Here is a 13,578-nt window from a genome sequence, read left to right on the forward strand (position 1 = left end):
TCTGCTTATGCCTGTGGTTCTCTCTGAACATCCCTTCACCTCAAGTCGAATAGCCTCAACTTGAGTCTATCGCATCCCAATATCAGCTTCAATACCAAGGCGCTACCTTTTTGCAGGAACGCCATACTTAATTCCCTTTGAAGACCCGCCTTCTTTTCTCTGCAAAAGCGCCGATTCCCTCGATGGCAAGGCGTATCTGACTGACTTGAAAAGTATATCATCCTCACTGGCAATTTGGTAGGCGCAAGGGATATGCCTCTGCTTTCTGTATCGTCAGGGTTGGCAACAACCTCCTCAGTCACACTTTTTGCTTCATCCTCCATGTTTTCCTCTCTCCCATAGGCGAAATGGGCCGCTGCACCCATAGATAGGGCCTTTATTACCATTAGTGCTCCAAAGACTGCCCAAAACCAGGCCATCATTATTCACCCGGATGAAGCCATCAACTACATCAATTCTCGCTGGATTATAACCCCAAATACCTGGTATGGAAATCTGGGCCATCCATACACCATGTTCGCAGTATTCAAAGAATTGGAGTTGCTGAAAGTAACCACTATACCTAACGCACCGGCCAATGATCAGACACCGGCAGGCGATTGGTGAGGCAATTATTATATGCAGATTCATCCCACGACAGCACTGTGGAAGACGCCATCGTAACAGAACCGATGGCAGCGGAACTGCCGAGGGTATTCACACTTACTGTGACACCGGAATCTATACTGTAACCTTAACCGTGACCGATGACGACGGAGGCATCGGCACGGCCCAAACAACAGTAATCGTGATAGATGAGACTGCACCTGTATTCGGGAGCCTGAATTGCGTGGCAACAGTCAATCCGCACGGCAACATTGTCCCCGGAAAGAATAGAGACAAGAACGAAAAGGGAAAACCCAACCAGAACCCCGACGGCTTCTATGAGATCACCTTCATTGTCACAGATCAATGTGACGAGGAACTCAACGTGTTTGTCGGTACGGTTGATAATCCCTTGCTGTTCAAAATCACCAGCGGCATCAAGGTGAAATTCACCCAATCAGTTGATGCGATACCGAAGATAAAGAAGATAGGCAGCCCTGAGCAGGGCGGCGCAACAGCGATAACATGGCATATTATCCTGCCTTCCGATCCGGTCATCTCAGTAATTGATGATTCTGGGAATATCACCAGTTGCACAACTTGCCTCGTACCTCCTCCTCCCATGTGAGGATAACCGGAGGGAACCTTGATTCTCACATTTCCAGAGGTTCCCGAAGACGAAACTCGCTACTGTAATGCCTTCACCCCCACCTGCCTGGTAAAATCAACTCAGATTTAGAACAATCGATATTATTTACGAATAAGGCCTAAGTATAACACAGGGCAGCAGGGAGTAACTCCTCAGCATGCAATTTCCAAGACGGTTGGAAGGGTGAACCGGAGCTTGCAAAAGAATTCGCGGAGGACTACAATTGTAGGTCAGATGATTCGTGGGTGTGCACTTTTTTCGGGGGTCAGAGTATCATCGGTTTTCTGGCAAAACGAGCAAGGGGGTATGTGCCCGTGAATGAAGCCGAAAGCAGAGTGATCATGTGGAAAACAGAGAGGGGCAACGGAGAACCCGAGGCTGTTCAACGTCGCTGGTTCTGTGTTGCCCTCGCACCTTCCGGCACCATCTTCAAGGGAGGTGCGGAGTCAGCGGCGGGGCTTTCGAGTATGCTCGGAGGCGCAACGATCGGCTGGGTAGACTTCGTCACTCACGATTTCGATGCCGAGGTCCATGCTGCTGCTGCTGAATTGGGCTTCAGTAAAGATCTTGTCTCCGCCTTGACGGATGCAACACACTCAACCTACCAGGATTTCGATACGGAGATGGGGATGAAGCTCCCCAGTGTGCAGGTCAGAGAGCTTGACGTGCTGCCTTATCCTCTTCTGTTGCTCATGAGAAAGAACTTCATCCTCACCATTCACCCCCTCAATGTCGACCGAAGGTTCAGCCGTTTGCGCCGCTATGCCGAAACTGTCCTGAAAAAGATCCCTGTCGATGCCATCATGGCGGACAAGCTGACGATGCTGTTGACGCGTATCATCGATGAGAACAATGACCGCAACTTCGAACACCTGCGAGAGATCGAGGAACTGGGGGACAAGCTCAATGAAAGTATGATCGATCCCAATGTCCCCCGAGCCAAACTGGGGCCGGATATCTATCATATGAAGCATGCCCTGATCGTCTACCTTAATTCTCTCTGGGATACAGTCAATGTGCTGCATAGCTTGCGTTACGGAGATGCTGAGCTTATCAGCGATGACCCAAGGCTTCTGGACAAACTGGGGATTCTGGCGGAGGATGTCAATCGACAGATCGGGTTGGCTGAGCACATGTCAGAAGTTCTGGCTTCAGGATTAGAAGTGTTGCAGAGTATCTATAATAACCAGCTTCAGACAATGAACAACAGACTCACCCTGCTGGTGACCTATTTTACTGTCCTAGGCACCGCTTTCCTGGTTCCAAATACCATCGCCACCGCGTTAGGCGACCCTGTCTTTGATATCGGACCCAAAGACTTATGGTGGTATTTGAGTTTGATGATTGGCTCTACTCTTGTATGTACCGTTCTGGTCTTCTGGTGGGTGCGGAACCAGGGTTTCATCGGCAACAAGTCAAACTAAGTCAAAAGGCGGCGGAACGGATTGAACTCATCCCCTCACCAGGTCCTCGAGTTCCGCCATCATCCTTTGCCAGTGAGTCCCTCGCCAGTAGATTCGATGGCAGAGCGGACATTGCATATACTGTTCCTGGGTTTCGAACACATACTGTGGAACTCGATCAAGGGCCTCCACCTTTTTCAGGGGGATCAGGGGTTGGTTACACTCGATGCAGAGGGTGAAAGGGGCTGAGGTCGGTTCCAGATGCAAGGCTTGGACAACCTGTTTAAGCTGGTCTTTTACGTCATCGGACTCGATCAGGATTGCCCTTATGTCGCCGTTGCTAACAACCCTTCGCTTCATAATCCCGCTATCCTTGGTCAGTAGAACCCTCTCTTCCTTGAGGGCAATCCGAACCAGTTCCTCGTCGTTCAGACCATTGATGAACAGGGCATCATATCCCAGCATGCGCAGCCTTCTGGCCAGTCTGCCCACATTGACATCGACGACGAATTTCGGCCTCATCACCTACATCATACCATCAGTTCCATCCCATCGTAGGCAAACAGAGTGCCCGGGAGATTGAATTCGAGGGCGCGGTAGTCATCGTAGCTGCGGCCCCAATACTCCTCCAAGTGGATGAAAAGAACCTTTTGCGCTTCGATCCGTTCGGCCAGCTTCATCGTCTGGGCGAAGGTGTAGAGCGTGGTTCGCGAGATGTGATCCGGCGGATAGTGAAAGCTGTGCTTGATTCCGTCTTCAAATATCCCGGGCTGAATCACCAGCAGGTCGGCGTTTTGAACCGCCTTCCTATCCTCCGGGAAGGGTCTGAGGTCACAGGGAGCGTAGACGAGCTTTCGCCCACTCTTTTCAAACACGTAAATGAACGACACCTGAGGCCCTCGGTCGATCGGAATGGCGGTGATGTGAACATCACCAATCTGCAGTTCATCCCGAAAGTACTCAACCTTCAAGAAGCCGCTTGCTTCGTAGAAATCGAGCGCGGGCCCATACTGGGATTGTATGTTCTGGATGCGTCCCTTTAGCTCCTGTGGTAGGCAGAGGCGAATCTGCTTTTCCGGGTAGGCACGCCACGTGCGGAAATCCAGGGTGATCTGCTCCACCACCCGCCACCCCTCGATGTGATCCGGGTCCAGATGGGTGAACATGAGGTGGTCGATCCGGTTGATGTGGAAGCGGTTCAACCGGTCCGATATCTCTGCCGGTGTATCGATCAGAAGGCTGATGTCATGAAGAAAGGCGGAAGGGCCTCCCCTCGCGTAGGGAATTCCCTTCTCCCTGGCCTCCTTGCAAACCTCACATCTGCAGAGCGGCTTGGGGATGACCATGCATCCCCCGGAGCCTAGAATGGTCCATTTCATGCCGAACGAGCCCCATCCTACTCTGTGAGGCGGCTGTCTCCTTCAAGCGCATGTATTTGAAATTTTCCGTTAGTCTCCTCTGCAGTGATGAGGTTATACTCCCGCCTTCCGCAGGAAGAAATCCGGCCTCATGGGGTCCCATCGTCCCACCAGTCGATCATATGCAGGTAGGGGCAAGGTCTCCTTGAAAATCCTGTAGTAGTAAAGCTCTTCCACGGAAGAGAGGTACGGATTGCCGTTGGTTCGATTGAAAGCCTCCAGTTCTGCCAGGGAGACATGCTTTTCCGCCTGTGCCCTCATGATGTACGCCACACCGGAGCCTTGGGCAAAGAACCGTTTCGATTGATAGATGATGTGGTCCGGCAGACATCCCTCAAAGGCCTGGCGCAAGACCCACTTCCCGGTTTGTTCCTCGCCGTGAAGCTTGTGCTCCAGCGGAATCTTCAGGGCGAAATCCATCACATGGGCATCAAGGAACGGTGTGCGGCTTTCGTATGAATTGGCAGCGTTCAGTCGGTCCAGCCGCTGGAGTGCAGTGTTGTGAGCCACATCCACGAGGTTATCGATGATGCTGGCTCTCTCCTCCGGGTTCTTTGCCTGCTTATACTGGCCGTCATATCCGGCAAAGAACTCATCGGCTCCCTCGCCGGTGAGAACGCATTTGGTGTAGGGTTTTGTGAATCGCCCGGCCAGGAAATTGGCGATGGCCCCATGCACACAGCTCTCCTCATACATCTGCTGATGATGGATCGCCAGCGGCAGTATCTCGTTGATTTCCGGCTCGCCGAACATCAGAACGTGGTGCTTGACGCCAAGAAACTTGGTGACATCTCTGGCCAGAGGGAGGTCTTGCCCCCCCTCCATGCTCACGGTGAAGCATTCAATGTTCGGCTTGATCTCGCGAGCCATGTAGGTGATGAGGCTGCTATCGAGGCCGCCGCTCAACAGTATACCGCCAACGGCATTGTCTTTCATCCGTTTCTCTGTCGCTTCGATTAGAAGTTGCTTGACCACTTTCTTGGCTTGATCGTAGTCTTCGAACTCCGGGGTTTCCACGGCCTCGTTTCGGTATCGCTGAAAGCCGAGTTCCCGGGAATAGGTATAACCGGGCGGAAACTCCCGAACGTCGTCGCATATTCCAACCATGGCTTTTGCCTCCGAGGCAAAGCAGAGAGCACCCTCTCCATCGTGCCCGTAATAAAGCGGTTTGACTCCGACCCAGTCACGGGCCAGGATCATCTTTCCTCCATCGGAAACAGCCACGGCAAAATCGCCGTTGATCTTGTCGGCGAACCGCAAACCGAATCGATCGTAAAGGTCCAGTATAGCCTCGGCATCGGATATGGCGCCCTTGTCTGCGTTGTATACTCTCCCATCGAGAACAACGGCCCTCTTGCCGTCTGATGTGTAGTGAGACCCGTCCTTGCAGTCTGCGCCCATATTGAGTTCGTTGCAGCCCAAATGAACTTGGCCATTCCTGTTGACCCAAGTCGTATCAGGGCCTCTGTACTTGGTATCCTGAAGCATTTGCTCCAGCTTTCCGTTATTGTTTCCCAGAATTCCCGCAATCCCTGCCATAATACTCCTTTCACTCGAACTCTTGCTGCATACCAGGGCTTGTGACTAAGCTGTTTGAAAAGCTTCCATCTGCTTGATTGCCTCGAAGCCGTCGGCGCAATAGGCGTCTGCCCCGATTTCCTGGGCGTATTCGATTGAGACCGCCGCGCCACCAATCAACACCTTCACTTGCTCCCGCAATCCGGCCTGTTTGAGCGCATCAGCAACCTCTCCCATCACAACCATGGTGGTCGTCAGCAATGCCGAGAGTCCCAGATAATCCGGTTTTTCGGTTCTGACGAACTCCACAATCTTTTCTGTGGGCACATCGATACCCAAGTCATGAACCTCGTATCCGGCGCCTTTGAGCAGAATAGCCACGATGTTCTTGCCGATATCGTGGATATCGCCCTTGACTGTGGCGATTGCGAATTTGCCGTTGGTCGAGCCTCCAGAGACTTCAAGATAGGGTTTGGCAATATCCATCGCTGCGCCAACAGCTTCCGCAGAGGCTAACATGTCCGGAATGAAGTATTCTTTGGTGGAAAATTTCTCGCCGACCACCTGCATCCCTGCCGTCAGACCTTCTTTGATAATGACCGCAACGGGGATATTTGCGTCCAGGGCTTGTTGGGTCAGTTCCACTACCCCGGGACCTGTCAGGTCCTCATCGATTCCCTCGTCATCCTGGGTCTTCCTCCCCTGGATCACGTTTTCTTTGAGCTTTGCAATCATGTCTTCGTTCATTCTCCCTCCTATTGGTAGATGTTCAGCCTGGGCAAAATGCCGGGAACTTCACGGAAAATCTTTGCCGTGGTTGCTTGATCAATGTGCCGGACCGGTTTTTCCAGGAGTTCGAGCATTCTCTCATGGGCAAGCCTGAATACGTCATCGGCCTTCCCGTCTCCTTCGAACGGATAGGGTGCCGAGAGTTGCCCGCTACGCATAACTTTGCGTATATAGCTGATAAAGATCTTTTGCGGCGTTTCCGACACGGCTCTGATCTGTTTCAAGGCCTCCGATATCGCAGTGTCATCGATGCGTGGCTGCTGCAGAAAAAACTTGATCATTTTGAAATGGGCGTCATCAAGGACAGCCTGCTGCAGGCAGAAAACGGAATTACAGTCCAGAAGGCCGTAGGCGCAATGCAAGTACTGTGGCCCGCTCAGGGTGACCAGAATATCTGAGAACAGTCTTTCAATCGAGGATTGCTGTCCGGGAATCTTAGGGTCGCAAACACCCGAGGTTGAGTAATTCGGGATTTTGTAGAACCGAGCCATTTGAACGCAGTCGATATTGTACTGGCTGGTTTCGACTGCACCGTAGGAATCGGAGAGCGTGTCCATTCGCGCTCTCACCGGAACGCTGCCATACAAAACAGGGGTTCCGGGATTCACCAATTGGCCAAGCGTTATCCCTGCCAAGACCTCGGCATTGATCTGTGCCATGATCCCGGCTTCGGTGATGGGCGCTGTCGATCCTGCCTGTGGTGCAGAGGAAACCACAACCGGCAGTCCCCGCCGGCACATTTCCATATAGGCATTGGTGGTGTCTTCCACAAACTGTAGCGGGCTCTTGACCAGACAGGTGATAAAGGAAATGATGGGGTTCTCCTTGAGCTGTTTTTTTCCTCCGACGATGATCTCCGCCATGCGCACCACATTGTCTAACTGGTCCAGGCTGGTCAGGCCAGCCATCACATGTTTGGTGGTATTATTCAGAGACGCGAAGTATTTGTTTACATCCTTGTTTTCGGCTGTGATGTCAGGGTCCTGGATATTGACGGTGCGGATGTATCCGTCCAGTGTTTCGAGGTGCTCGCAGACATGCGCCGACTTGCAGAGATCGGCAACGGTGCCCCGCCTGGGGCGGAATTCCGGCGCTTGTATTTCCTTGCTGGGATCGGATTTCTTGGTGTATGTGGAAAACTCCACATCCAGCCAGATATTGGTCTCGGAACCGGAAATAAAGCAGACCCTGGGTTCATCGCCGTGCATGATCAGTGCATTATCCGGGTTTCTGGCACCGAGCTTGACCGTCTTGGGCGCAGTTTCAAGGGCTTTAGCCACCATCTTTTCGGGTATTTTGACCCGCCATGCCGGATGGTCTCCCTGGGGGTGCGACGTCACCTGTGCGCCGTTGCTCTGGAATAATTCAGCTGCCTCCTTGTTGAAGCAGGTGAGGCCGGGGTCTTGGAGAATCTCAAGGGAAGCCTGATGAATGATCTCTATCTGCTGCTGGGTTATTCTTTCCAAAGGTCTTTGGATCAAGATTCCTTCTCTAGCCATTTGTTCACTCCCTGTTGATTAAGCTTCCTTCGCTTGAATTTTATTCCACAAGAAGGCCTTTGCGATGGGCCTTAATGTACTTCTTGCAGGCTAGGTCCTCGCCTGTCAGCATGTCTGCAACCCTGGCCAGACTCATGGCTTTGGCATCGAGCGGGTCCATGATGGCGGCATCAAGCCCCATGGCAGCCGACATCACCATGAAGGCCCGGTTGATCATCCTTCGATTCGGCAATCCGTAGGAGATGTTGCTGAGTCCCATCACTGTCTTGGCGCTGGGATAGCGGGCTTTGATCCCCGCGATTGTCTTGAGCGTGATCAAGCCTTGAGTTGAGTCTACGGAGATGGGAAGTACCAGGGGATCAAAGTACACCTGCTCCTCTTTTACGCCCAGACCGACCAGATGAGTCATGATCGCATCGGCCGCGTCCAGACGTTCCTCAACGGTTCGAGGAATCCCGCCGTCCCTCATCACCAGGGCCACCAGCGAAGTTTTCCGTTCCAGTGCAAGACGGCCGATGGAATTGAGCCTCTCCGGCTCGGCGTTGACGGAGTTGATCATCACCGTCTCGCCGCGGTATCTTTTTAGGGCGGCCTGCACCACCGCCGGGTCATCGCTATCAATGCACAGGGGCTTTTCTGTAACCTCCTGTACCACATCGATGAGCCATTCCATCAGGGCTGTCGAACTTCCCGCCCAATCGGTTGCAGCCCCGGCATTCACATCGATGAATGCCGCACCGGCATCGGCCTGTGCCTTTGCGAGGTTTTGCAGAAATTCCTTATCCCCGTTGGCCAGAGCCTGCCCTACGGACTTGTTCGAAGCGTTGATCCTTTCGCCGATAATCAGCATCTTCCCTAACCTCAATCGATGATTTCAGGTATTTCGGATATAATCCGCTGCCGGATGTCTTCAGGCAAGCGGTGCCCATTCCCTGCCATGATCTTTTGCACCTTTTCTCTGGCTCTTCCGGCCGTATCAGACTTGCCGTCTTTCTGCCAATTCTCCCAGTGTTCTCTATCGCTCAAAGAGGGCTGATAGTGATTTGTTCGCATATACTTGCGGGTGTGCTTGGCATGTATGAAGTGCCCCCCGGGCCCAACTTCCTTGATCAGATCGAAAGCCAGCGTATCCTTGTTCACAGGGATTCCGGACACTGCCCGCATCGCCATGCCGATGATCTCATCATCTACCACATATTTTTCCGGGCTGACGCTGAGGGCGAAGTCCATGAGCCCGGCGGCATCATGAATGTAGTTGGCGCCACTCAAGGCGCACAGCAGCAAGGTAAGAGCGGATTCGTAGCCGCACTGGGCATCAACGACCTTGGCGTCAGACATGCCGCCGGTAGCGTAGAACGGCAGCTTGTAAAATTGTGCCATCTGAGCGCTGGCCGCGTTGGAAAGGCCCATCTCGATGGCGCCGGTGATGTACTTCAGATCGCGAAAATCGTTGCTAGAAGCCACAGAGCCGAAGATGGCCGGCGCGCCTGGATTTACCAGCTGAGTCAGACATACCTCAGCCAGAGAATCGACGGTCTGAACCACCACATTCCCGGCTATGGTCACTGGCGAGGTGGAACCGCAGAGCGGTTCCGAAGGGAGAGCCACCGGGATGCCGGCCTTGGCAATGGTGACGATCATGTCGCCATAGAGTTCGTCGATCTTCAGCGGACTGATGGCGCAGAGAATTAAGGAGATGATCGGCTTTTGCCGCAGGCTTTTAGATGATCCCGCGATCAGTTCAGCCATGTGGAGCACTCTCTCCATTCCCTCGTGGGTATAGACACCCCCCATTATGTGCTTGGATGTATTGTCCAGCCCGGCAAAGAAGCGGTTGACATCGACGTTCTCTGCGGGAACATCACTGGGATAGGTGGGCAGCAAAAAAAAGTGAATGTTGTCAAGATGATCGACGAGCTTGGCGATATCCTTCAGGTCCCGGAGATCGGCCCTTCGCCGGTCTCCGGTGATGCCATCGATGATATTGAGTGCGGTGCCGCCGGTACCTGCGTATACTCGGGCACCCCCCAACTTCAGATTATGCTCTGCCTTTTGGCCATAAAGAGTGACATTCGGTGGTGCTTTGGCCACAAGCCCCATGACCATATCCCGGGGCATTTTCACGATGGGGCCTTCAATCTTGGCACCAGCCTCCTTGAAGTACCTGAGCGCTTTACCGGAGTTAACCTGTATGCCTACCTCCTCAAACACCCTCATTGCCGTATCGTGGATCTGGGCGATCTCATCTTCGCCCAGCGGCTTGTACGTGCCTCCAACCAGTCCCTTTCGAATCATGATTATACCTGCCTTCTGTTCGCAAAATTGCCTTTGTTACAGGCGCTAAGTTTTCTGTTTGCGGTCTGAACCTACAGACCAAGATACAGTGCCGCCGATACTGGCGCATTAGCTTAAGAGGCCTTCTATAAACCTCTTTTGACTTATGTTTGGCTCTTATCTTCTCCCTGGGCAGTCGTGCTTCTTACAGGTTTTGCAAGGGCTGTAGCTGACGATGTTGCTGCCGGGAGACCCCAAGCCGATAATGCCCGATATCGACTTCTGGGGAAGCATGAAGTAGTCCTTACTCAATTTGATATCCAAGTGTGGACTCTGTATCGCCTGGAATATTGCCCCTTGTTGGCTGATGTGCCAGTCACAGTAGCCCGGGCTGAAACGGCGGCTGATGGAAAGGCCCTGAGACCGAGCCCTCTGGTCAATCGTCTCTTGGACAGAATCGGCCATCTTCTCGGTAAGGCTTGACCCGATGGCATCGAGCAGATATGACTCCAGAACAAGCCCTTGGTCGGCCAGTTCTCGGACCCTCTCTTCCAGGCCGTGACCAATAGTGAGTGCAAACATGGCGACTTTCTGGCACAGTTTCAGTAATCGAGCGATTATTCGACTGGTGAGATGAATGGAATTCTCGATGATGACGATTGGCCCCTGAACCTGCTCGATTCTTCTGACAACGCAAGAGAAGGAAGATTGAATGAGATGTTTGGCATGATCGAGATATTCCTCGACCAGCGATGCGATACGAGGCCGCAGTTCGGCGTCTGTATTATATCCTATTCTGCGGTACACGCTTTTTCGAATGAGTTCCCTGTCGGGGTCGAAATCGAGATAGCAGCTTGCGGTTAACATATTGTTCGACATTTTTGAATAGTGATGATGGCTTTTTCCAAAAGGCGCTTTGAGACCACTCTTGACACATGTATCCCTGTTCTGGTGGCTTGCTGATAGAGTGTGGAGTGGGATGACCTTCGGCTTTTTGCAGATACTAAGTTCGAGAAGGTGCAACAAGCAGCCATGTAAGTATATGTTTACATACATTTACATTATACGCGAAACTCAACTTGTGTCAAACCCGTGTCTATTCCAATGCAAATTGACCCCAGCAGGCCCACTCTGGGCCAGAAACGACTAGCTCCTCAATGAGGTGCAAAACATGGCAGTATGTGATAGGGGAAAGGTCCACGGATCGATGACATCCATCCTCTGTTTGGCGACTTTGGTAATTCTGGTATAATGCATCTACCATGCCGAGGTTTGAGATCATCGATCACACCGCTGATATCGGAATCATCGCCTACGGCCAGAGCGTCGAAGAGGTTTTCCTCAATGCGGCCTATGGGATGTTCTCCTTGGTAGCCGATCTGGATAAGGTGAGAGAAAAGAGCAGCAGAGAGATTGTTGCCGAAGCCCCGGATCAGGAAGAGCTGCTGGTAACATGGCTGAACGAACTCCTCTATCTCTTCGATGCCGAGGGACTGATCTTCAGCAAATTCGAGATCGTCAATTTGAGGCAGGACTATCTGGAAGCTGTTGCTCATGGTGAAAAGATCGATCCTTCGCGCCACAATCTGCAGTCCCAGGTCAAGGCGGCCACTTATTACCTGCTCAAACTGGAGCATCATAAAGATGGTTTCAAAGCTCAGGTCATTCTGGATATTTGAGGGCTCACGGATCGGGGATTACCCCCGAACATTTGGGCAAGGTGGATGAATATGGCTTCGCGCTGGAGGGAATTCCTCAGAAAAATCGATGACTATCGATGGGAGATAAGCCCCGACTATAAACCCGGAATGCAAGTGCCGGGCCTCCTCTACGCCGATAAAAAGATGCTGGACCAGATCGGCGAAGAGCAGTCGCCGGAGCAGGTGGCGAATGTAGCTTTCCTTCCCGGAATCGTGGGGAAATCGATGGCCATGCCCGATATTCACTGGGGTTATGGCTTCCCTATCGGCGGGGTTGCTGCCACACGTGTCTCCGATGGGGTGGTTTCACCTGGCGGGGTAGGATTCGATATCAATTGCGGGGTGCGTCTTCTGCTCACCAACCTGACGGAAAAAGACGTCAGCCCCAGAATCGAAAAAACCATCGCAGCGTTGTTCACTGATATCCCCTCAGGTCTGGGCTCAGAAGGCCGGATCAAGCTCGCCGGGAATCAGGTCAACAGGGTCTTGCGCCATGGGGCCCGATGGGCGGTCGAAGAGGGTTATGGAACCAAAGAGGACCTGGAGTTCACTGAAGAACACGGCTGTCTTGAAGGCGCTGATCCCGGTCAGGTGAGCGATAAGGCCAAAAAGAGAGGCGTTCCCCAACTGGGCACGCTGGGTTCGGGAAACCATTTTCTCGAAATTCAGGTCGTGGATGAAATCTATGACCGTTCGGCGGCCAAAACGTTTGGCGTGGAGCAGGTCGGGCAGGTGATCATTCTGATTCACACCGGGTCGCGAGGCTTTGGCTATCAGGTTTGCGATGATTACCTCAAGACGATGGGGGCGGCTGTGAAGAAATATGGCATCCAGCTTCCCGATCGTCAACTCGCCTGCGCGCCGGTAAAGTCGCCGGAGGGGGAAGCATATCTTGCGGCAATGGCGTGCGCTGCCAACTATGCCTGGGCCAATCGGCAATGCATCACCCACTGGACCCGGCAAACGCTCTCCCGGATCTTCGGGACGGAGGCCGGAAAACTGAAGCTGATGTACGATGTGGCCCATAACATTGCCAAGATCGAGGAACACAAAGTGGGCAAGAAAAAAATGCTCGTGTGCGTCCACCGGAAAGGGGCCACCCGGGCGTTTCCTGCCGGTCATCCCGATGTGCCTGCCGCTTACCGTAATACGGGACAACCGGTTCTGATCCCCGGCGATATGGGACGTTACTCATACGTAGCCGTGGGGACAGAAACAGCAATGGAGGAGACTTTTGGGTCGACCTGCCACGGGGCGGGCAGGGTGCGAAGCCGGTCAGCAGCCAAGAGGGATTTCACCGCATCCGATGTTGCCAGCCAGCTTGCCCAGAAAGGGATCACTTTCAAGGTTGCCAGCAAGTCGGCTCTGGTCGAGGAGGCTTCGGAAGCCTACAAGGATGTCTCCGACGTGGTCAACGTAGCCAACCAAGCAGGAATATCGCGCAAAGTATTGAAGGTCAGGCCTATCGGAGTGATCAAAGGCTAGTGTCATGTCATGCTTGTATTGACGCTAAAATAGCGGTATAGTAATCTTCAGAAAGGAGGTTGCTATGCCCCTATTGAAATACAAGGTCAGATTGACGGACGAGGAGCGCAATGAACTCAAAAACATTACAGAAAAGTGGGTATGCACTTTACTCAACCGGCCACAAAATGTAGTATGTAGGCATGGAAGAGTCTGTTCATCCTGTTTCTGGCATTGATTATCCCGGGACATTCCAGGAATTTGACCGATGGTTTACCA

The 13,578-nt window shown here is 52.7% G+C and carries 13 protein-coding genes; 4 read left to right on the top strand and 9 right to left on the bottom strand.

Annotated features, from left to right (window positions below):
* Nucleotides 1-35: 35 nt before the first annotated feature.
* Nucleotides 36-386 (bottom strand): hypothetical protein, encoded by a 351-nt coding sequence (locus PHV74_10615; protein ID MDD5094814.1) that lies wholly within the window; start codon nt 384-386, stop codon nt 36-38.
* 191 nt (nt 387-577) lie between these two features.
* On the opposite strand from PHV74_10615, the gene PHV74_10620 reads away from it, so the two are divergent.
* Nucleotides 578-1,213: a PKD domain-containing protein gene (locus tag PHV74_10620; GenBank protein MDD5094815.1), complete on the top strand. Its 636-nt coding sequence runs from the start codon at nt 578-580 to the stop codon at nt 1,211-1,213.
* A 335-nt stretch (nt 1,214-1,548) separates the two neighbouring features.
* The gene (locus tag PHV74_10625; protein MDD5094816.1) at nt 1,549-2,658 is read left to right on the top strand and encodes a CorA family divalent cation transporter; all 1,110 of its coding nucleotides are present in this window, start codon (nt 1,549-1,551) and stop codon (nt 2,656-2,658) included.
* 27 nt (nt 2,659-2,685) lie between these two features.
* On the opposite strand, the gene PHV74_10630 is transcribed toward PHV74_10625, so the two are convergent.
* The 8 genes from PHV74_10630 to PHV74_10665 all read right to left on the bottom strand — a co-directional run bounded on the left by PHV74_10630 (nt 2,686) and on the right by PHV74_10665 (nt 11,002).
* Nucleotides 2,686-3,159 carry a Mut7-C RNAse domain-containing protein gene (locus tag PHV74_10630; protein MDD5094817.1) on the bottom strand — a complete coding sequence of 158 codons (474 nt, stop codon included), beginning with the start codon at nt 3,157-3,159 and terminating at the stop codon, nt 2,686-2,688.
* An 8-nt stretch (nt 3,160-3,167) separates the two neighbouring features.
* Nucleotides 3,168-4,016 carry an MBL fold metallo-hydrolase gene (locus PHV74_10635; protein MDD5094818.1) on the bottom strand — a complete coding sequence of 283 codons (849 nt, stop codon included), beginning with the start codon at nt 4,014-4,016 and terminating at the stop codon, nt 3,168-3,170.
* 93 nt (nt 4,017-4,109) lie between these two features.
* Nucleotides 4,110-5,594: an asparagine synthase-related protein gene (locus PHV74_10640; GenBank protein ID MDD5094819.1), complete on the bottom strand. Its 1,485-nt coding sequence runs from the start codon at nt 5,592-5,594 to the stop codon at nt 4,110-4,112.
* Between the two features lie 45 nt (nt 5,595-5,639).
* The gene (locus PHV74_10645) at nt 5,640-6,320 is read right to left on the bottom strand and encodes a corrinoid protein (protein ID MDD5094820.1); all 681 of its coding nucleotides are present in this window, start codon (nt 6,318-6,320) and stop codon (nt 5,640-5,642) included.
* Nucleotides 6,321-6,328: 8 nt separating this feature from the next.
* The gene (locus PHV74_10650; protein ID MDD5094821.1) at nt 6,329-7,861 is read right to left on the bottom strand and encodes a trimethylamine methyltransferase family protein; all 1,533 of its coding nucleotides are present in this window, start codon (nt 7,859-7,861) and stop codon (nt 6,329-6,331) included.
* Between the two features lie 40 nt (nt 7,862-7,901).
* Entirely contained in the window at nt 7,902-8,726 is an 825-nt protein-coding gene (locus PHV74_10655) for a dihydropteroate synthase (protein MDD5094822.1), read from the bottom strand.
* On the bottom strand, nt 8,723-10,156 hold the full coding sequence (locus tag PHV74_10660; protein ID MDD5094823.1) for a trimethylamine methyltransferase family protein: 1,434 nt from the start codon (nt 10,154-10,156) through the stop codon (nt 8,723-8,725). Before PHV74_10660 ends, PHV74_10655 begins: the two co-directional genes overlap by 4 nt.
* A 156-nt stretch (nt 10,157-10,312) precedes the next feature.
* Nucleotides 10,313-11,002 (bottom strand): vitamin B12 dependent-methionine synthase activation domain-containing protein, encoded by a 690-nt coding sequence (locus PHV74_10665; protein MDD5094824.1) that lies wholly within the window; start codon nt 11,000-11,002, stop codon nt 10,313-10,315.
* A 395-nt stretch (nt 11,003-11,397) separates the two neighbouring features.
* On the opposite strand from PHV74_10665, the gene PHV74_10670 reads away from it, so the two are divergent.
* Together PHV74_10670 and PHV74_10675 are read left to right on the top strand one after the other, a co-directional pair.
* Nucleotides 11,398-11,814, top strand: a complete 417-nt coding sequence (locus tag PHV74_10670) for an archease (GenBank protein ID MDD5094825.1) — start codon at nt 11,398-11,400, stop codon at nt 11,812-11,814.
* 51 nt (nt 11,815-11,865) lie between these two features.
* Nucleotides 11,866-13,320, top strand: a complete 1,455-nt coding sequence (locus PHV74_10675) for an RtcB family protein (GenBank protein ID MDD5094826.1) — start codon at nt 11,866-11,868, stop codon at nt 13,318-13,320.
* The last annotated feature ends 258 nt before the right edge of the window (nt 13,321-13,578 follow it).

This window comes from Dehalococcoidia bacterium (assembly GCA_028711995.1).
In the GTDB taxonomy this organism is placed as follows: Bacteria; Chloroflexota; Dehalococcoidia; order SZUA-161; family SpSt-899; genus JAQTRE01.